Raw genomic sequence first — 18,110 nt, 5'->3', positions numbered from 1 at the left:
GCGGGGAAACTGGTTCTGACACAGAGTAAGGAGCCAGAAGTGGACGGGACCATCAGCGACACGATCCGCGACAAATTCGTCCAGGGCATGAGCCATGCCGCCTGCACGGTGAACATCGTGACCACCGACGGACCGGCAGGCCGGGCGGGGGTCACGGTCTCGGCTATGGCCTCGGTCTCGGCGGACAGCCCGCTGCCGACCATGCTGGTCTGCGTGCATCATCTCAGCCCTGCTGCGGCCAAAATCGTCGAGAACGGCGTGCTCTGCGTGAATGTGCTGCGCGATGATCAGTCCTATATTTCCGATACTTTTGCCGGCCGGTTCCGCGACGAGATCGGCGATAAATTCGACTGCACCCAATGGGTCAATATGCCTGGCGGCGCGCCGCGCATCGAGGATCCGCTGGTGGCTTTTGACTGCCGCCTGCTTTCGGCCGAGCAGGTCGGCACGCATCATATATTCCTGTGCGAAGTCATGGAGGTGCACAGCGCCAGAAGCGGCTCGCCGCTGATCTATGCCAATCGCGGCTATGGCACGTCGCGGCGGATCGAGGGGGCGAAATCGCTGGCCACGGCGCGCATCAGCAGCGGCAGGCGGCTCAGCGTGGGCTGTTTCCATACATTCGGCCCCTATGTGATCCCGCGGCTTATTCTGCAGATGGAGGGGCTGGAAATTGATCTGGTCGAAGGCGATCAGCGCCGGCTGCGCGAAAGCCTGCAGGCGGGGGAAAGCGAGATTGCCCTGCTTTATGATCACGATCTCGACGCTGATTTTGAGACCCTGCTGCTGCAGGAGCTGCAGCCCTATGTGCTGTTGCCGGATGGCCATGCCCTGACCGATCAGGCCGAAATCCTGCCAGAGGATCTGGCCGCCGAGCCGATGGTCCTGCTCGATGCGCCGCCCAGCTCGGATTATTTCCTCGGGCTGATGCGGGCGGCCGGTATTGAACCGCTGGTCGCGCGCCGCACCCCTTCGTTTGAGATGCTGCGCAGCATGGTGGCCCATGGTCTGGGCTATGCGCTTCTGGTGACAAAATCCGCCTCAGAGATGAGCTGTGACGGGCTGCGGCTGGTGTCGCGCCCGCTGATCGGCACCCATGCGCCCGGCCGGGTGGTGATCGCCTGGCGCCGGGGGGCCGAGCTTTCTGCCCCGGCCCGGCGCTTTATCGAACTGTGCCGCCAGGCTTTCGAGCGGGCTGACAGCTGATCTGAAAAAAGAAGAGGGGGTAAATTCCCCCTCTTATGTTCAGCTCTGTCGTGGTGCTCAGCTGGTCGTGACCGGGGTAAGGCCAATCCAGAGCCCATGGCCTGAGAGGGTTTCACCGGCTCCGGCCAGCGCCGTATCCTCGGCCCCGAGGCGCAGCGCCTCGCCGATTTGCAACCCTTCCTCCAGCGCGAAGACGACATTCAGCTCTGCCGTGGTCCGGCCGGTGCCGCGCAAAATCTGCGGCTCCTGTAGCTGCCACCGGGCGCGGCTGGCCATGACATTGAACACATGCACCAACCCGCCCTGCGGCAGGCCATTCGGGGTCAGGCCGCTGTCAAAGCGAAAGGGCGAGAGCGGTGCCAGCTCGGCGCGGTGGTTGCCAAAATCCAGCATGAGGCCCTGGCCAGAGATCACGGTGATGATACGCTCAGCCCCGGTGAAAGCAGAGAAAGCGCCTTCGGCGCTGATCTCAGCTCGGCTGAGGCGCAGCCCGAAATCGTCCCGGCTGGAGCCTTCGGGCAGAAGCAGGATCTCATCTGTGACCCCCATCCCGTTTTTCCAGGGCTGGCGATCGTATCGGCTGGCAGGCAGGTGACGAAGCATTCTCTCTCTCAGTTTTCTGTCAGAACGGGGGCGTGTTTTCACAGGCCAGGGGCAAAGGCTGTCCGCGCCATGACGCTGCCGGGGCCAGGACAGGCACAGAAATATTTGCCCCACAAACCGGCGAAGCCCTCTGATCATCCATCCCGCTGATCTGCCACAGACCGCAGCGCAGCCCCGGATCCGGAACCGGACCCGGAACGGGCGCGACAGAACCCTGGCCATCTAGGGTGACTGTAATATCAGTGCCCGGGCGCCTGAGAATATAGCGCCCCGCCGGGGGCTGGCAGAGCAGCGGATCCAGTGCAAACCCTCCGCTGTCATCGCGGATGAGATCAACCGACCAGGGGGCGCCCAGCAGCCGCGCCGCATGGCCCAGGTCTCCGGCGCGGATCGCGGCCCGCACCCCGGTCGAAGAAACCCGCGTCCCGGCAAACTGCTGATCGGCGAAAGGCTGTACCCGAAAGCCATAATGCTGCCCGAGCCGGGTCAGCAGGGGCAGATCGCCGGCCCTGCCCTTGCCGAAGCGGAAATCCTCGCCTGCCATCACCGTCGAGACCCCAAGCGCCTGGCTCAGGATCTCACGCGCGAATGCATCGGGGGTCAGGGCTGCAAACTCCGCATCAAATTGCGGCTGATAGAGATAATCGACATCAAGCCCTTCGAGCAGCCGTAGTTTGCTTTGCCGCCCTGCCAGACGAAAGCCCTGCTGATTGCCGAAGAACTGCCTGGGATGGGGCTCGCAGGACATGACGCCCAGCGGAATTGCGCCAGCGATTTTTCGCGCCGTGGCCAGCAGGGCGCGATGGCCAAGGTGGAAGCCGTCAAAATTGCCCAGAACCAGCAGCCCGCCGCGCAGCGGGCTGTCCAGCCTCAGCGCGGTAACCACCGGCAGGGCGGGACGAGGCGGGCGCGGCGGGAGGTCGGGGACAAAACTGATCACAAGCGCGAACCGTTCTTTCAGAGCTTTCTGCAAAAGCTAGGATCTGCGTGGGAAAAAGAAAAATCCGTTCTTCTGACCCTGCCGCGAGGATTATCTGATGCAGCGCGGGCAGGGCCGCGCCCTCTGGCTCTGGGCCAGAGAGGTGACGGGCTGCAGAGCCCTCGGGCGAAAGCCTGGCGGGTTCCTGCGCGCCATCAGCCCGGATCCGAAGCTTCAGATCGCCAGCGCCCGGGGGATCCATGCGGTAGAAGCGTTGTATCCGGGGGGCTGTGGCTGGTGATGCAGGGGCTGAATGTGCCCCCGAACAGGCACCGCTGTGCTATGCCCCCCTCAATGGCCATTCAGCTGGCCCGCGACGGGCGGGGCGGCGGTGGTTCCTGATGCCGGATCCGTGCGGCCCTGCCGGGCGAGCCGGGCCTGCTGTAGCTGGCTGGCCCTCTCTGTCGTTACAGGCTTTCGCCACCATCCAGCACCAAAGCATGGCCGGTCATGAAAGCGGCGCGATCTGAGGCCAGATAAACCACCGCCTCGCCGATCTCGGCGGCCGAGCCGAAGCGCCCCATCGGGATCGTGTCGGACACATAGCTTTCAAGACCGGCCCGACCGCCCATCTGCGCCTCAAATCCGGCATTGAAGACGGTATCCACAAATCCCGGGCACAGAGCGTTGCAGCGGATATTATAGCGGGCATAATCCGCCGCAATCTGGCGCACCATGGCAATCACCGCATGTTTTGTCGTGCAATAGGCAATCATTTCACGGTCATACTGCACTCCGGAATTCGAGGAGGTGATGATCAGCGAACCACTGCGCCGCGGCACCATAAGCTCCATTGCGGCCTTTGCGGCGATGAAATGCGCCCGGACGTTCAGCCGCCATGACAGATCCATGCCTTCGGCGCTTACCTGATCCAGCCGTCCCGGCACCTGAACACCGGCATGCGAATGCAGCACATCAAGCTGGCCGTAGCGTTCGGCGGTCCCGGCGATGGCGGCCCGCAGCGCATTGTCATCGCTTACATCAAGGCCCATTGCCTCGGCCCGGCCCCCGGCGCTGCAGATTTCGGCGGCGACCTCACCGGCGCGTCCGGCCTCCAGGTCGCTGACCACGACAATCGCCCCCTCGCGCGCCATGGCAATTGCCCCGGCCCGGCCAATTCCCGATCCGCCTGCGGTGACAAAGGCCACCTGGTTCCTGAGTTCCATAATTGAGTTTCTCCGGTCTGGCGGGTCAGTTGCGGCGCTTGCGCAGGATCACCTGGGCGGTGATCAGCAGGATAAGCGAGGCAAGAAGGACCATCGTGCCGATGGCATTGATCTCGGGGGTGACGCCACGGCGGATCGAAGAAAAGATATAGATCGGCAATGTCGTCTCGGAGCCGGCAACAAAGAAGGCGATGATGAAATCATCAAAGCTGAAGGTGAAGGCCAGCAGGAAACCGGCCAGAACCGCCGGGGCGATCTGCGGCAGGGTGATCTGAATAAAGCTGCGCATCGGCGGGGCCCCCAGATCAGCCGCCGCCTCGAGCAGCGAGCGGTCCATGCCCTGGAGCCGGGCCCGCACGATCACCACCACCAGCGCCATGGTAAACAGCCCATGGGCCGCGATCAGCGAGCCTTTGCCAAGCGCAAGCTGGGGCGCAGAGCTGCCAAACAGGCTGCTGAGCAGCGGATTCAGCGCATCAAAGGCGGTGACAAGCGCGATCAGCGTGGCAATGCCGATCACAATTCCGGGCACCATCACCGCCATATAGAGCGCCGCGTCATAGATCATACGCAGCCGCCCCCGCAGGCCCTGCAGCGCCACCGCAGCCAGGGTGCCGGCGATGGTTGCCAGAAAAGCCGAGGCCAGTGCCACGATGAAACTGGTCTGCAGCGCGCCGGTGACGAAAGGATTGCCAAGCGCCTTGCCGTACCATTGCAGCGAAAATCCGGTGAACTGCGTCGCATGACGCCCGGCATTGAGCGAAAACAGCGCGATGATCCCGATCGGAATATAAAGAAACAGATAAACTGCCAGAGCATAGATCCGCATCATCGCCTCACATCAGTTCGACATCATCGCGCCCGCCTGAAAGCCGGCGGATCGCCTTCAGATAGAGCGTGACGGTCAGCAGCATCACAAAGACCAGGGTCGCGGCGACCGCAGCGCCGAAGGGCCAGTTGCGCGACTGCAGGAACAGATCGACCAGCGCATTGCCGACAAAGAAGACCTTGCCGCCGCCGAGGATCTGCGGGATCAGAAATTCTCCCATCAGCAGGATGAAGACCAGCATGGATCCGGTCGCCACCCCCGCCAGCGATAGCGGCAGCGTGACCTGACGAAAGGTGCGCCAGGGAGGGCTGCCGAGATCGGCCGAGGCCTCGAGCAGGCGCCGGTCCAGCTTTTCCAGCGCCACATAGATCGGGAAGACCATCAGCGGCAGATAGCCATAGACAATCCCGGTCATCACCGCGACCGGTGTATTGATCAGGCGAATGCGGCCAAACCCCAGTTCGGCCAGAATGGCGGGCAGGCCATTGCCGCCAAGGATCTGGATCCAGGCATAGGAGCGGATCAGGATCGAGGTCCAGAATGGCACAATGATCAGGATCAGCAGCAAAGTCCGCCAGCGCGGATCGGCCTTCACCGCCAGAAAATAGGCGAGGGGCCAGGCGATCAGCAGGCAAAGCAGCGTGCCAAACGGCGCGAGGGTCAGCGTGTTGAAAAAGGCTGAGCTGCGCGCGCCGAGATTGGCGTAGTTTTCGAAAGTGAAGGCCGGGACATATCCGCCCGCGGCCCCCCTTTCGCCAAAGCTGAAGATGATGACGACCACCAGAGGCAGCACCAGCATGCATAAAAGCCATGCGGTTGCAGGTGCCAGAAACAGGGCGGTGCGCAGAGATGGCCGCATCGGTTTCGTCCTTATGCCGCCTTGAAGCGCGCCATGATCTCGGCGCGTTCAGGGTTGGTCAGTGTGACCGCCGCGCCAAATTCGAGCGCGTTCAGCAGATCTGCCGCCGGGAACAGGATCGGGCTGTCGCGCATCTCGGCGGGCAGCAGCGCATCGGCGCGGGCATCCCCGGTCGGATAGCCGTGGAACAGCGCTTCTTTCGCCGCCATTTCCGGCTCCAGCAGGAAATTGATCAGCGCATAGGCCGCATCTTTATGCGGGGCCGAAGCCGGAATGGTGAAGAAATCCGACCAGAGCTCGCCGCCTTCCCTGCCGAGGATATAGGCAACCTCGGGCATATCGCGCTGCAGCTGCACCGCATCCCCGGTCCAGCACATTGACATGCTCGCATCGCCCGAGCGGATCGAGGGCTGATAATCCGAATTGATCGCAAACAGATGCGGCTTGGCATCGATCAGCAGTTTTTCGGCCTCGGCCAGCTCGGCCGGATCGACCGAGTTGAAGGAGTAGCCAAAATATTTCAACGCATTGCCGATAGCCGTCAGCTGGTAATCATGCACCATCGCCCGGCCCGAAAGCTGATCGCGTGCCAGATCCCAGAACTCTTTCCAGGTGGCGGGGGGCGCCGCACCCTCAAGATCGGCGGTATTGATGCAATAGCCCGTGGTGCCGATATTGCGCGGAATGGCATAGGTTTTGCCATTGATCACGCCGGGATCGGCAAAGCGCGGATCGGTCGAAAGCTTGTCAAAATTCGGAATGCGGGACAGGTCCAGCTCTTCGATGATCCCCTCTTCGGCATAGGTCGAGATGGTGTAATTCGTGGCCACGACCACATCCCAGCCCGAGCCGCCCGCCTGCAGCTTGGCCAGCATTTCTTCGTTTGAGCCGAAGACATTGACATCGACCGCGGCATTCGTCGCCAGCCGGAAGGCCTCAAAATCAGCCGGATCATGGTAATTTGGCCAGGTGGCGATCACCACCCGGTCGCCGATCGGCGTCTGAGCGAAAGCACGGCGGCTGAGCCCGGGCATCGCGCCCGCCATCACTGCCATTGCCGCGCCCAGCCCGGTCACATTGAGGAAATCGCGCCGCGAGAGCGAGCCTTTGCGATAGCTTTCCAGCCGCTGCAGGAATTCTTTCGGGGGGATATGGTCACGATGGGTCATTTTCGGTTTTCCTGTTGTTGGGGTCAGTGCCGGGCCGTCACACGCAGCCTGGTCGTTGTGTTCTTGGGACAGGCTCAGTCAGTCAGGATAAAGGCCGCGCCCTGGCGCCAGCTGACCTGGACCCGGCTGCCCGGGGACAGATCCGCAGCATCGGCCGAGCGTGGCATGACCGCGACGAGGCGCCCGATGGCCCCCGAGCGCAGATGATATTCGGTATGCTCGCCAAGGAAGATGCGATGGGTGATTTCCATGGCATGGCCGCTGCCCTCGCGGGCGAGTTTTACCTCTTCGGGGCGCAACAGCAGCGTCACCTCGCGGCCTGGCTCCACCGCCCTGCCCCGTGCCACAAACTGCAGGCCTCCGGCCGCTTCCGCCAGGATCGCGCCGGTCTCTGCCGAGGTGACCCTGGCCGGAATGAAGTTTGAGCGGCCCACGAAATCAGCGACATAACGGCTGGCCGGGGCATCATAGAGCTCTTCGGGCGTGCCCACCTGGGCAATGCGGCCATGATCCATGATCACGATCCGGTCCGACATCGACAAAGCTTCTTCCTGGTCATGGGTGACAAGGATGAAGGTAATGCCAAGCTCGCGCTGCAGCGCCTTCAGCTCAATCTGCATGTCGTGACGCAGCTTTTTGTCGAGCGCCGCCATCGGCTCATCGAGCAGCAGGATTTTCGGCCGGTTCACAATGGCACGGGCCAGGGCGACCCGCTGCTGCTGCCCGCCTGACATTTCCCAGATCCGCCGCGGGCCAAAGCCCTGCAGGCGCACCAGCGCCAGCGCATCCTCTACTGATGCGGCAACTCCGGCCTTTGAGGGTTTCGGGCGGCGCTGGTTCAGGCCGTAGGCGACATTCTCGGCCACGCTCAGATGCGGGAAAAGCGCATATTGCTGAAAGACCATATTCACCGGCCGTTTCCAGGCGGGCAGACCATTGGCATTCTGGCCGTCGATCAGCACCTCGCCCTCACTGGCCTGTTCAAAGCCCGCCAGCATCCTGAGCGCTGTGGTCTTGCCGCAGCCCGAGGGGCCAAGAAACGAAAGGAACTCGCCCGGCGCGATGGCCAGGGTCAGTCCGGTCGCTGCGGTGACCTGGCCATAGCGTTTGGTCACATTGCGCAGCTCTGCAATTGGTTGACTCAGCATTCCCTGTTCGTTCATCTATACCCCAAGACAAAGAGAATGTTAAAAATTCAACCAGTGGCTGTATATATCACAAAAGGCATAGACAGATCGTGTCTGACGCATCTCATGCAAGGGGAAACAGTTCTGAAACCCTGATGGCCAGCCTCGCAGAGGTGATTGAAGCCACGGGATCCGACGCCTTTTGTCCGGCTCTGACCCGCTGGCTGCGCCAGGTGGTGCCCTATACGTTCACCGTGGTGTTTGGCTATCAGGGCGAGGGCAGACCCATTGATCTTTATGATGATTTTCCGCAGCATCGCCGCGCGGTCTTCGTGACCGACTATCTTGCGGGGCCCTATCTGCTGGATCCCTTCTGTCAGGGCGCGATCCGGCCGGTCGCGCCGGGGCTGTACCGGCTGAAAGACCTGGCGCCGGACCGGTTTTACCAGGCTGAATATTTCCGCACCTATTATATGCGCACCGAGATCGCCGAGGAGATCGGTTTTTTTGCCGAAATGCCGGGCGATTGTCATGTGGTGTTTTCGCTGATGCGTGAGGAAAAGTCCTTCCCGGCCCCGGCCTTTCGCCGGCTCGAAGCCCTGGCCCCGGTGGTAACCGCACTGATGCGGCGTCACTGGGCCGGGCTGGCCCAGGATTTCGCCAGCCGCTCGGAAGCCGGGCCGGTGCTGAGCCGGCCGGAACTGGACCGGCTGACCCCGCGCGAGCACGAAATTGTCGGCTGGATTTTAAAGGGCTATTCGGCCGAAGCCACGGGCCAGGAGCTTGGTATCTCGCAGGGCACGGTGCGCATCCACCGGCGCAATATTTACCACAAACTGGGGATCTCCTCCCAGCGCGAGCTTTTCGCCCATTTTTTCAGCCTGTCAGAAGTCCGCTGAGGCCGGGCCCGCTGCTGACCGGCCCGGGGCCCGGTCCGGGCAGGCCGCGCGCCCTGGGCCTCCCGGCCATCATGCCCCCCGGCACAACCCGCCTGAAGCTGCGTTTCCCTTCCCGCAGATCCCGCCCGCCCCGCCCCGATGCAGCGCCAGGCGGCAGCTGAAGGATGTATTGATCCGCCCCGGCTTCTCCTTTAGGTGATCTTCGATCAATCAGCCAGCAATCCTGTCGGACAGCCCGCTACCGCGATGACCAATAGGATTTCAAATGCGCAATCTGACGTATTATCTCTGCCTGGCGGCCTGCTCGCCGCTTGCTTTACATGCCGAAACCCGCAGCAGCAGCCCTTCGACCTATCTTGGTGAGATCGTTCTGTCCACGGAAGAGCGCGCGGCCGGTTCGGGCTCGGTCACCCGGGTCGAGGGCGAGCAGATCGAACGCGCTCAGGCCAGCACTCTGGTCGATGTGATCCGCGATGTGCCGGGTGTGAACGCCATTCACCGCGGCAGCGTTCTGACCTCGCAGCCCAGCATCCGTGGCTTTGGCGGCAATCATCACTATCCCGGCGATCCGGCCACCAATGTCTCGGTGGATGGCGTGTCAGGCGATGGCGGCAGGATCTATCAGAATGCCACCGGCATGATCACGGATCCGGCGCTGATGAAATCGGTCACCGTTGCTATGGGGCCGCTGGCCTCGCTGGAACATGGTTCGGGGATCTCGGCAGGCTCGATCGCGGTTGAAACCATCAATGGTGCCGATCTGACCGGCGATGAGATCGGGCTGAAATTCCGCCAGATGGTGGGCGGCAACAGCAATGGGGACGGCTGGGTCACCTCTTCCACCCTGGCCTGGCAGCCGGCGCAGAACCTTGATTTCCTGCTCAACTACACCCGGCGCGCCCAGGGGGAGCAGGAAAATGGCGATGGCACGCTGCTGGGGCAGCGCGGCTTTAACGTGCCGAACCTGATGTTCAAGGGGCGCTGGCGTATTGATGAGGCCAATAGCCTGACCTTCAGCCATACCCGATATGAAAGCGCCGAGCGCGACGTTCCCTATACCAGCATGATGAACAGCGCCGTTTTCGGCAATGTGAACCGCGACCGTGAGGGCAGCTCAACCTGGCTGGCCTGGAATTACACGCCTGCCGTCAGCAGTCTGATTGATCTCGAGCTGCGGATTTCGCGCTCGGAACAGATCAGCGATGTGGAATCGCTGACCCCGGGCAAATTCAGCGCGACGGCTGAGGGGATCTATGATCAGACCACCGACCGGATCACGCTGAAAAACACCTCGTCTTTGCTGACCGGCGCGGTCAGCCACCGGCTGCGCTATGGCCTTGACTGGTCGCATCAGGATCGCCTGCGCTCGCCCCGTCCCGGGCAGACCCGCGCCGAGGAAGCCGCCGATTACACCCGCATCGGCTTCTTCGCGATTGATAATATGGAATTTGGCAATGACTGGCAGGCCAGCCTCGGGCTACGGGTCGAGCGTCAGACCATCGGTGACAATCTCGGCGGCGATTACAGCGCAACTGCCCGCACCCTCGGGGCCGGGCTGGAAAAAGGCTTTGGCAACGGGCTGAGTGCTTTTGGCTCGCTGACCTATACCGAGGGCCTCGCCTCGCTTGATGTCTATAGCGGCCGCTATGCAAATGGCGCGCTGCATGGCGATAATGTGCAGCAGTCGCGCACCTATGAACTGGGCCTGAAATATGAGGCCGACAGCCTGTTTGCCGATGGCGACAGCCTGACGCTGGGCCTGACCGCCTATCAGACCTCGATCTGGAACCCGATGTATTCGGCGGCGGGCAATGCGACCCTTGGCTATGATATGAAAGGGATCGAACTGCAGGCCAATTACGCCATGGAAGAGGGGCTCTATGCCCGGGGTTCGGTCAATTTCGTGGATCATACCGAGACGGCGCTGGCTGGCGGTGTGGTGACGCGCAAAAACTATGCCTATGATCCGGGCCATCAGCTGGGCCTGACCGTGGGTAAGCGCTTTGGCAATGGGCTCGATATGTCCTGGCATGTTCAGGCCGGTGAGGGCGTCTATTCGGCCGCGCGCGCGAATGCGGGCTGGGCCGTGCATGATGTGAAGGTCAGCTATACCGCGCAGGCCGGGGCGCTGGAGGGCGTGGTCTTCGATCTTGGGATCGATAACCTCTTTGACCGCGCCTATCATACTGCGATCTCGCGCCTTGATGAGCCGGGCCGCAATATCAAGCTCAATATCTCGAAAACCTTCTGATCCCAGGTCTTCCCGGCCCCGGCCCCGGGCAGCGCCAGTGCCAGGGCCGGGGCATCAGGCATAAAGCCCCGCCACCTTAGCCGGGGTTTGCACAACATAAAGGTCAGGCCCTGTGGCCTGACCTTTTTCACAACAAAGAACTGCCGGAGCATTGTGATCGTGCAGATCTGGCGGAATAACCTTCCCCCCGGGCCCGGAGGGCTGAGCCGGGGCTAAGCGGGCAGGGCCTGGGCGGGCAATGACAGTGTGGAAGGACAGGAGACAGGCCGGCAGGCTGGTCAGCAGCAGCAAAGTTTCAGCCGTGCCTCGCCAATCCTGCCCAGCCGGTGCTGTCCAATCAGTGCTGCAACTGATCCAGCGGCATGGCCCCCTGCTCAATCCGCCTCGCGCAGGCGGTAGCCGACCCCGGTTTCGGTGGTGATATATTCCGGCGCTTCGGCGCTGTCGCCGATCTTCTGGCGCAATTGCCGGACATAGACCCGCAGATATTGCACCTCGGCGGTATCGCCCCAGACCTGCGACAGCAAATGCTGATGGGTGATGACCTTGCCCGCATGCTGCACCAGAATGCGCAGGATCTCATATTCCTTGGGCGAGAGCTTCACCTCGCGCTCGCCCAGCCTGACGATGCGCCGCACCAGATCAACCGAGAGCTCACCGGTCTGAAACAGCGGCCGCTCGCCCTGCTGCTGCAGCCGGTGGCGCAGCGCCACGCGGATCCGGGCGGCAAGCTCCTTCATGCCAAAGGGTTTGGTCACATAATCATCGGCCCCGAGCTCAAGCGCGCGGACAATCCCGGTCTCATCCGTCCGGCTCGACAGGATGATGACCGGCAGTTCCAGCGCCCCGGCCCGCCAGCGCTCCAGCAGCTCATGGCCCTGCAGATCGGGCAGGCCCAGATCGAGCAGGATCAGATCGGGGCGTTCGGCCGATACCAGCTCACCGGCTTCGCGGCCATTGCGCGCCTCGATCACCGCATAGCCCTCGACCGAAAGCCCGGTGCGCAACAGCTTGCGGATCGGCTGCTCATCATCAACCACGAGAATTTTCACATCATTCGTGGTCATTCATCCACCTCCGGCAATCGGGCATCCACCGGGACCGGAAGACGCAGGGTAAAGACCGCACCGCTGCGATCCCGGCGATTTTGCGCAGTGATCGTGCCCCCCATCGCGGTGATGAAGCCACGACAGATCGCCAGGCCAAGGCCGGTTCCCGCCTGAACCTGATCGCCCTTGAGCACACGATAAAAGATATCGAACACCCGTTCCAGATCGGCCTCCGGAATGCCCGGCCCCTCATCCTGGATCTGCAGGATCAGCTGCCCACCTTCGGTCCTGGCCGTGATGCGGATCAGGCTCTGGGCCGGGGCGTATTTCGCCGCATTGTCCAGCAGGTTGAACAAAACCTGTTCAAACAGCACCGGGTCAAGCCGCAGCATCGGCAAACCCTCGGGCAGGCTGACTTCGGTGCGGTGCTGCGCCAGCAGCTTTCCGGCCCGCCGCAACACCGCGCCTAGCGCCTCATCGAGCGCCAGTGTCGACAGGTTCGGCGCAGTGGCACCGCTCTCGATCCGGGTCATATCCAGCAGATTGGCGATAAAACGGTTCAGCCGCTCGGATTCGTCGACCACCGTCAGCAGCAGATCGCGCCGCCCCGCTTCGGGCAAAGCCGTGAAATAGTCGCGCAAAGTGCCTGCCGCGCCCATGATCGCCGCCAGCGGCGTGCGCAGATCATGCGAGATCGAGGTCAGCAGCGCCGAGCGCAGCCGGTCGGCCTCGGCCCCCAGCTTTGCCTTATCCAGATCTCCGACCAGCTGGATGCGCTCAATCGCCAGCGCGGCCTGATCGGCCAGGGCGTCAAACAGGCGCTGCTGATCGGGGGTCAGCAGCGGGCCGGTTTTGTCATTGTCGAGCCCGACCACGCCGATGGTCTGCCGCCCGGTGCGCAGCGGCAGGTAAAGCCGCCGTGCCCCCGGCAGGGTATCGGCGCCGCGCCCGGCCGGGTGATTATGCTCAAAGGCCCATTGCGCGGCGGCGATATCGAAATCGGCCAGAGTATCATCGGGTGGAAAGCCCGCCCGCACTGTCACCCGGTTGCCCTCGGGCAGGAGCAGCACAGTATTCACCCGCAGCATACTGGCCATATGGTTGACCGCCACCCAGAGCACATCATCGAGCGTGGCGGCAATCGAAAGGCGTTTTGAGAACAGATAGAGGCTTTCGGTCGTGCGCGCCCGCGCCCGCGCCACCCGTGCCGCCCGGTGGACCCGCGCCGTCAGATTCGAGGTCAGCGCCGCCGCCGCGAGGAAAGTCACGAAGGCGACCACGCTTTCGGCATCGTCAATGGCCAGGGTATAGAGCGGCCAGAGAAAGAAGTAATTATAGGCCAGCGCCCCCAGCACCGAGGTGAAAAGCGCCGGCCAGAGCCCCGCCGTGGCCGCCGAGGTCAGGACTGCCATCAGGAAGATCAGCCCGATGTTGCGCACCCCCATGACATGGAACAGCGCCATGCCGATTGCGGTGGCTATGCCGACATAAAGCACCGCCAGCAGCCAGGGCAGCAGATGAAAGCCGGCCTCACCCCGCAGGGTCAGGCCGCGCCGTGATACCGGCCCGGAGGGGTCCGATCCGGCGATGACATGGATGTTCAGCCCGCCCGCTTCGCGGATCAGCTCCTGCGAAACCGGGGTGTCGAACCAGTCCCGCCAGCGCGGGCGGGGGCTGTGGCCGACGATCACATGGCTGACATTATTTCCCCCTGCATAGCGCAGGATCTCGCGGGTGACGGTCTGGCCCGGCAGGGTGACCGCCTCGCCGCCCAGGCGCCCGGCAAGGCGCAAAGTCGCGGCGATCTGATCCTTCCGGGCCTCGGACAGGCGGCTGTCCCCGGCCAGCTCGACATGCAGCACCGACCAGGAGGCGCGCATCCGGTCGGCCTGGCGCTTGCCATAGCGTACCAGCGCCGGGCCGCGCGCACTGCCGTCGATACAGACCAGGATGCGGTCACCGCTGGGCCAGGAGCCCCGGATCCCCTGGGATTGCATATGGTTCAGAAGCTGTTCATCCACCCGCTGTGCGGTGCGCCGCAGCGCCAGTTCGCGCAAAGCGGTCAGATTGCCGGGCGAGAAATAATTGCGGATCGCCCGCTGCGCGGTCCTGGGCAGATAGACCTTACCCTCATTGAGGCGCTTGATCAGATCGTCCGGGGTGATGTCGATGATCTCGATATCATCGGCGCGGTCAATCACCGAATCCGGCACGGTTTCACGCACCCGGATCCGGGTGATCTGCGCCACCACATCATTCAGGCTTTCCACATGCTGGATGTTCAGCGTGGTATAGACATCAATCCCGCGATCGAGCAGCTCGAGCACATCGAGATAGCGTTTCGGATGGCGCGAGCCCGGCGCATTGGTATGGGCCAGCTCATCGACCAGCACCAGCGCCGGTGCCCGGGCGATGATCGCATCCAGATCCATCTCATCGAGCTTTTGCCCGCGATAATCGATCTCGCGCCGGTCAATCAGCTCGAACCCCTCGACCAGCGCTGCGGTTTCGCGGCGGCCATGGGTTTCCACCACGCCGATGACCACATCCACACCATCGGCCTGGCGCGCCCGGCCTGATTGCAGCATCTCCCAGGTCTTGCCGACCCCCGGCGCCGCACCGAGGAAGATCTTAAACCTGCCACGTCCCTCCTGCGCGGCTTTTTCCAGCAGAGCATCAGGAGAGGGGCGGCTGTCATCATCGCTGATCTGATCGGGCATTTGCCACATATGTCCTCGGGCTGTCAGTGTTGTCAGTGTTGTCAGCGCCGCCCTGCCTTTTGGCACGCGCGCGCGCCCCGGGCCGGAACCCGCCGCCAGCCGCAAGACGAGAGGGTCCGGCCCGAGACCCTCTCGCCAGCCTCTCACTTTTTCAGAGAGGAAAGCGAGAGGAGCCGATCAGGATGACATTAAAATCCTGACAGGATCGGGCGGGTTCCGGGCCTGACTCTGTCAGATCGGGCGATGTTTCGCCGCCCTGACCGCCTGAAGGCCAAAGCCATTCCGGGGGACGACGTCCTTCCTCAACGGCAAGCACCAGGCCAGGCGGTCAGGTGTGTTTCTCAGCATAAGTGCCTCCGGATCATGGGTTTACGGCGCGATCCGGCGGTGTCTGCCGGAAATCAGGCCCGGATACAGCCTGCCTGCCGGCGGATGGGACAGGGCCAGGAGGCTCAGGCAACCCGACCCCGCCGCCCTCAGCTCTGCATTGCCGCGTCCAGCGCCAGATTGAGCTGCAGCACATTGACCACCGGCTCACCCAGCACCCCCAGCAGACGCGGCCTGGTATGGTCGCGCAGCAGCTGGCGCAAACGCGAGGCCTCGATCCCGCGCGCCGCCGCCACCCGTTCCACCTGGAAAGCGGCCGCCTCAGGCGAGATATGCGGATCAAGGCCGCTGGCCGAGGTGGTGACGAGATCAATCGGTACCGGCTGGCCGCCGTTTTCGGCGCTCAGCCTTATGGCCTCGGCACGGACCCGCCCGACCAGCGCGGCACTGGTCGGCCCGAGGTTTGAGGCGGCCGAGGCGCTGGCATCATAGCCCGCGCCTGCGGCCGAGGGGCGGCCATGGAAATAGCCCGGCCCGGTGAAGACCTGGCCGATCAGCTCCGAGCCGATCACCGCGCCGTCTTTTTCGATCAGGCTGCCATTGGCCTGATGCGGGAAAACGGCCTGGGCGAGGCCGGTGATTGCCAGCGGATAGGCGAGGCCGGTGATCGCGGTCATGCCAAGGATCATGACCAGCGCCGGACGGATCTGTCTGAGAATGGTGTTTCCAGCCATTTAAGGGCCCTCCTTACACAAGGCCTGCGGCGGTGATCGCCACATCGATGAGTTTGATCCCGGCGAAAGGCACGAGGATGCCGCCCAGCCCGTAGATCATCAGATTGCGCGACAGGAGCGCAGCGGCGCCGACCGGGCGGTATTTCACGCCTTTCAGCGCCAGCGGGATCAGCGCCACAATGATCAGCGCGTTGAAGATGATCGCCGAGAGGATCGCGCTTTCCGGCGAGGTCAGCCCCATGATGTTCAGCCCCGAAAGCTGCGGATAAAAGGCCAGAAACATCGCCGGGATGATGGCGAAATATTTGGCGATATCATTGGCGATTGAGAAAGTGGTCAGCGCGCCGCGCGTCATCAGAAGCTGTTTGCCGATCCCGACCACTTCAATCAGCTTGGTGGGGTCACTGTCGAGATCGACCATATTACCGGCCTCGCGGGCGGCCACGGTGCCGGTGTTCATCGCCACGCCGACATCGGCCTGGGCGAGCGCAGGCGCATCATTGGTGCCGTCGCCGCACATGGCGACCAGCTTGCCCTTTGCCTGTTCCTCGCGGATCAGCGCCAGTTTCATCTCCGGCGTGGCCTGGGCAAGGAAATCATCCACCCCGGCTTCGGCGGCAATGGCGGCGGCGGTCATCGGATTGTCGCCGGTGATCATCACCGTGCGGATGCCCATGCGGCGCAGTTCGGCAAAGCGCTCGCGGATGCCGCCCTTGACGATATCTTTGAGGCAGATGACCCCGAGCAGGCGGCCATCGCGCACCACCGCCAGCGGCGTGCCGCCCTGTCGGGCGATGCCATCCGCGATGCTCTGCAGCTCGTCGCGCGGCCCGGCCGGGTTCAGCCGGTCGCCGGTGGCGGATGCCGACAGCCCGATATATTTCAGCACCGCATCCACCGCGCCCTTGCGGATGCTCGTGCCATCGATATCCACCCCGCTCATCCGGGTCTGGGCGGTGAAGGGCACGAAATGCGCATTCAGCCTGGCCATATCGCGGCCGCGGATGCCGTATTCCTCTTTGGCCAGCACCACAATCGAGCGGCCCTCGGGGGTTTCATCCGCCAGCGAGGCCAGCTGGGCAGCATCGGCCAGCTCCTCAGCGCTGACGCCAGAAACCGGGTGGAAGGCACTGGCCTGACGGTTGCCGAGCGTGATGGTCCCGGTCTTGTCGAGCAAAAGCGTATCCACATCGCCCGCCGCCTCGACCGCGCGGCCCGACATGGCCAGCACGTTGAAGCGCACCAGCCGGTCCATACCGGCAATGCCGATGGCCGAGAGCAGCGCACCAATGGTGGTGGGGATCAGGGTGACGAACAAAGCCACCAGCACGATGACCGGCACTGCGCCCCCGGCATAGCTGGCAAAGCTGGGGATGGTGACCACGGCCAGCACGAAGATCAGCGTCATGCCCGCCAGAAGGATGTTCAGCGCGATCTCGTTCGGGGTCTTCTGGCGCTCGGCCCCTTCGACCAGTGCGATCATCTTATCGATGAAGGTCGAACCGGCGGCGGCGGTGATGCGCACGCGGATCCGGTCGGACAGCACCTGGGTGCCGCCGGTCACCGCCGAGCGGTCGCCGCCGCTTTCGCGGATCACCGGGGCGGATTCACCGGTAATGGCCGCCTCATTCACCGAGGCCACGCCCTCGATCACCTCGCCGTCCGAGGGGATGATATCGCCCGGCTCGACCAGCACGATATCGCCCACCTTCAGGCTGTTACCGGGCACGATTCGAAAAGCCTCACCCGTGCCGCTCAGCAGCCTGGCCTGGGTATCAGAGCGGGTCTGGCGCAGGGATTGCGCCTGGGCCTTGCCGCGGCCCTCGGCCACGGCCTCGGCGAAATTGGCAAAGAAGACGGTAAACCAGAGCCAGGCCACAACCTGCAGTGAAAAGCCGGTATTTGCGGCGCCGGTCAGCATGTCGCGGATCAGGAGAACCGTGGTCAGGGCCGAGACCAGGGCGACGACGAACATCACCGGGTTGCGGGCCATTGCCTTTGGGCTGAGCTTGCGAAAGGCATCGCCCGCCGCCGGTATCAGAATGCCAGTATCAAAGATACTCGCGGATTTGGACTGGTCCATGAGAGACTCCAGCAGGTTCATTTATCGCGGCTTGCGGCGGGTCCGGTGGGCCCGGATTTCGGGCGCAGAAGGCGAGGGATCGTCACAACAGCCGCCAGGATTGTCAGAG

The 18,110-nt window shown here is 63.3% G+C and carries 14 protein-coding genes; 3 read left to right on the top strand and 11 right to left on the bottom strand.

From position 1 onward, the window contains the following. Positions 1–39 precede the first annotated feature (39 nt). The gene (locus H0485_RS13145) at positions 40–1,206 is read left to right on the top strand and encodes a LysR substrate-binding domain-containing protein (RefSeq protein ID WP_226936270.1); all 1,167 of its coding nucleotides are present in this window, start codon (positions 40–42) and stop codon (positions 1,204–1,206) included. Between the two features lie 57 nt (positions 1,207–1,263). Here H0485_RS13145 and H0485_RS13140 read toward each other — a convergent pair whose 3' ends face one another. From H0485_RS13140 to H0485_RS13110, 7 genes are all read right to left on the bottom strand, one after another. After that, on the bottom strand, positions 1,264–1,809 hold the full coding sequence (locus H0485_RS13140; RefSeq protein ID WP_226936268.1) for a HutD/Ves family protein: 546 nt from the start codon (positions 1,807–1,809) through the stop codon (positions 1,264–1,266). Positions 1,810–1,828: 19 nt separating this feature from the next. After that, positions 1,829–2,749: an adenylyltransferase/cytidyltransferase family protein gene (locus tag H0485_RS13135; RefSeq protein WP_226936266.1), complete on the bottom strand. Its 921-nt coding sequence runs from the start codon at positions 2,747–2,749 to the stop codon at positions 1,829–1,831. A gap of 446 nt (positions 2,750–3,195) precedes the next feature. Next, on the bottom strand, positions 3,196–3,954 hold the full coding sequence (locus tag H0485_RS13130) for an SDR family NAD(P)-dependent oxidoreductase (RefSeq protein WP_226936264.1): 759 nt from the start codon (positions 3,952–3,954) through the stop codon (positions 3,196–3,198). A 25-nt stretch (positions 3,955–3,979) separates the two neighbouring features. After that, positions 3,980–4,783 carry an ABC transporter permease gene (locus H0485_RS13125; protein ID WP_354002449.1) on the bottom strand — a complete coding sequence of 268 codons (804 nt, stop codon included), beginning with the start codon at positions 4,781–4,783 and terminating at the stop codon, positions 3,980–3,982. A 7-nt stretch (positions 4,784–4,790) separates the two neighbouring features. After that, positions 4,791–5,642, bottom strand: coding sequence for an ABC transporter permease (locus H0485_RS13120; protein WP_226936261.1), 852 nt, complete (start codon positions 5,640–5,642; stop codon positions 4,791–4,793). Between the two features lie 11 nt (positions 5,643–5,653). After that, the gene (locus H0485_RS13115) at positions 5,654–6,811 is read right to left on the bottom strand and encodes an ABC transporter substrate-binding protein (RefSeq protein ID WP_226936259.1); all 1,158 of its coding nucleotides are present in this window, start codon (positions 6,809–6,811) and stop codon (positions 5,654–5,656) included. A 74-nt stretch (positions 6,812–6,885) separates the two neighbouring features. Next, positions 6,886–7,959 carry an ABC transporter ATP-binding protein gene (locus H0485_RS13110; protein WP_226936257.1) on the bottom strand — a complete coding sequence of 358 codons (1,074 nt, stop codon included), beginning with the start codon at positions 7,957–7,959 and terminating at the stop codon, positions 6,886–6,888. Between the two features lie 134 nt (positions 7,960–8,093). Between H0485_RS13110 and H0485_RS13105 the strand changes: the two genes are divergently transcribed. Further along, entirely contained in the window at positions 8,094–8,837 is a 744-nt protein-coding gene (locus H0485_RS13105; RefSeq protein ID WP_226936255.1) for a helix-turn-helix transcriptional regulator, read from the top strand. A 265-nt stretch (positions 8,838–9,102) separates the two neighbouring features. Further along, positions 9,103–11,088 (top strand): TonB-dependent receptor domain-containing protein, encoded by a 1,986-nt coding sequence (locus H0485_RS13100; RefSeq protein ID WP_226936253.1) that lies wholly within the window; start codon positions 9,103–9,105, stop codon positions 11,086–11,088. Positions 11,089–11,462: 374 nt separating this feature from the next. Here the strand turns inward: H0485_RS13100 and H0485_RS13095 are convergent, their stop codons facing one another. From H0485_RS13095 to kdpB, 4 genes are all read right to left on the bottom strand, one after another. Further along, positions 11,463–12,155 carry a response regulator transcription factor gene (locus H0485_RS13095; RefSeq protein ID WP_226936251.1) on the bottom strand — a complete coding sequence of 231 codons (693 nt, stop codon included), beginning with the start codon at positions 12,153–12,155 and terminating at the stop codon, positions 11,463–11,465. Next, positions 12,152–14,857, bottom strand: a complete 2,706-nt coding sequence (locus tag H0485_RS13090; protein WP_226936249.1) for a DUF4118 domain-containing protein — start codon at positions 14,855–14,857, stop codon at positions 12,152–12,154. The genes H0485_RS13095 and H0485_RS13090 overlap by 4 nt, the downstream gene beginning before the upstream one ends. A 476-nt stretch (positions 14,858–15,333) precedes the next feature. Then, entirely contained in the window at positions 15,334–15,903 is a 570-nt protein-coding gene (gene kdpC / locus H0485_RS13085) for a potassium-transporting ATPase subunit KdpC (RefSeq protein ID WP_226936313.1), read from the bottom strand. 28 nt (positions 15,904–15,931) lie between these two features. Then, entirely contained in the window at positions 15,932–18,001 is a 2,070-nt protein-coding gene (gene kdpB / locus H0485_RS13080; RefSeq protein ID WP_226936247.1) for a potassium-transporting ATPase subunit KdpB, read from the bottom strand. Between the last annotated feature and the right edge of the window lie 109 nt (positions 18,002–18,110).

It is taken from the genome of Pseudogemmobacter faecipullorum (genome assembly GCF_020539525.1).
In the GTDB taxonomy this organism is placed as follows: Bacteria; Pseudomonadota; Alphaproteobacteria; order Rhodobacterales; family Rhodobacteraceae; genus Pseudogemmobacter; species Pseudogemmobacter faecipullorum.
Note: the sequence above shows the minus strand (reverse complement) of the source record. Positions and strands in the feature narration are given on the sequence as shown.

Excerpts from the sequence above, each read along its gene's own strand:
- H0485_RS13140 (WP_226936268.1), bottom strand. The coding sequence starts at position 1,809 with ATGCTTCGTCACCTGCCTGCCAGCCGATACGATCGCCAGCCCTGGAAA.
- H0485_RS13130 (WP_226936264.1), bottom strand. The coding sequence starts at position 3,954 with ATGGAACTCAGGAACCAGGTGGCCTTTGTCACCGCAGGCGGATCGGGA.
- H0485_RS13125 (WP_354002449.1), bottom strand. The coding sequence starts at position 4,783 with ATGCGGATCTATGCTCTGGCAGTTTATCTGTTTCTTTATATTCCGATC.
- H0485_RS13120 (WP_226936261.1), bottom strand. The coding sequence starts at position 5,642 with ATGCGGCCATCTCTGCGCACCGCCCTGTTTCTGGCACCTGCAACCGCA.
- H0485_RS13115 (WP_226936259.1), bottom strand. The coding sequence starts at position 6,811 with ATGACCCATCGTGACCATATCCCCCCGAAAGAATTCCTGCAGCGGCTG.
- H0485_RS13110 (WP_226936257.1), bottom strand. The coding sequence starts at position 7,959 with ATGCTGAGTCAACCAATTGCAGAGCTGCGCAATGTGACCAAACGCTAT.
- H0485_RS13105 (WP_226936255.1), top strand. The coding sequence starts at position 8,094 with ATGGCCAGCCTCGCAGAGGTGATTGAAGCCACGGGATCCGACGCCTTT.
- H0485_RS13100 (WP_226936253.1), top strand. The coding sequence starts at position 9,103 with ATGCGCAATCTGACGTATTATCTCTGCCTGGCGGCCTGCTCGCCGCTT.
- H0485_RS13095 (WP_226936251.1), bottom strand. The coding sequence starts at position 12,155 with ATGACCACGAATGATGTGAAAATTCTCGTGGTTGATGATGAGCAGCCG.
- H0485_RS13090 (WP_226936249.1), bottom strand. The coding sequence starts at position 14,857 with ATGCCCGATCAGATCAGCGATGATGACAGCCGCCCCTCTCCTGATGCT.
- kdpB (WP_226936247.1), bottom strand. The coding sequence starts at position 18,001 with ATGGACCAGTCCAAATCCGCGAGTATCTTTGATACTGGCATTCTGATA.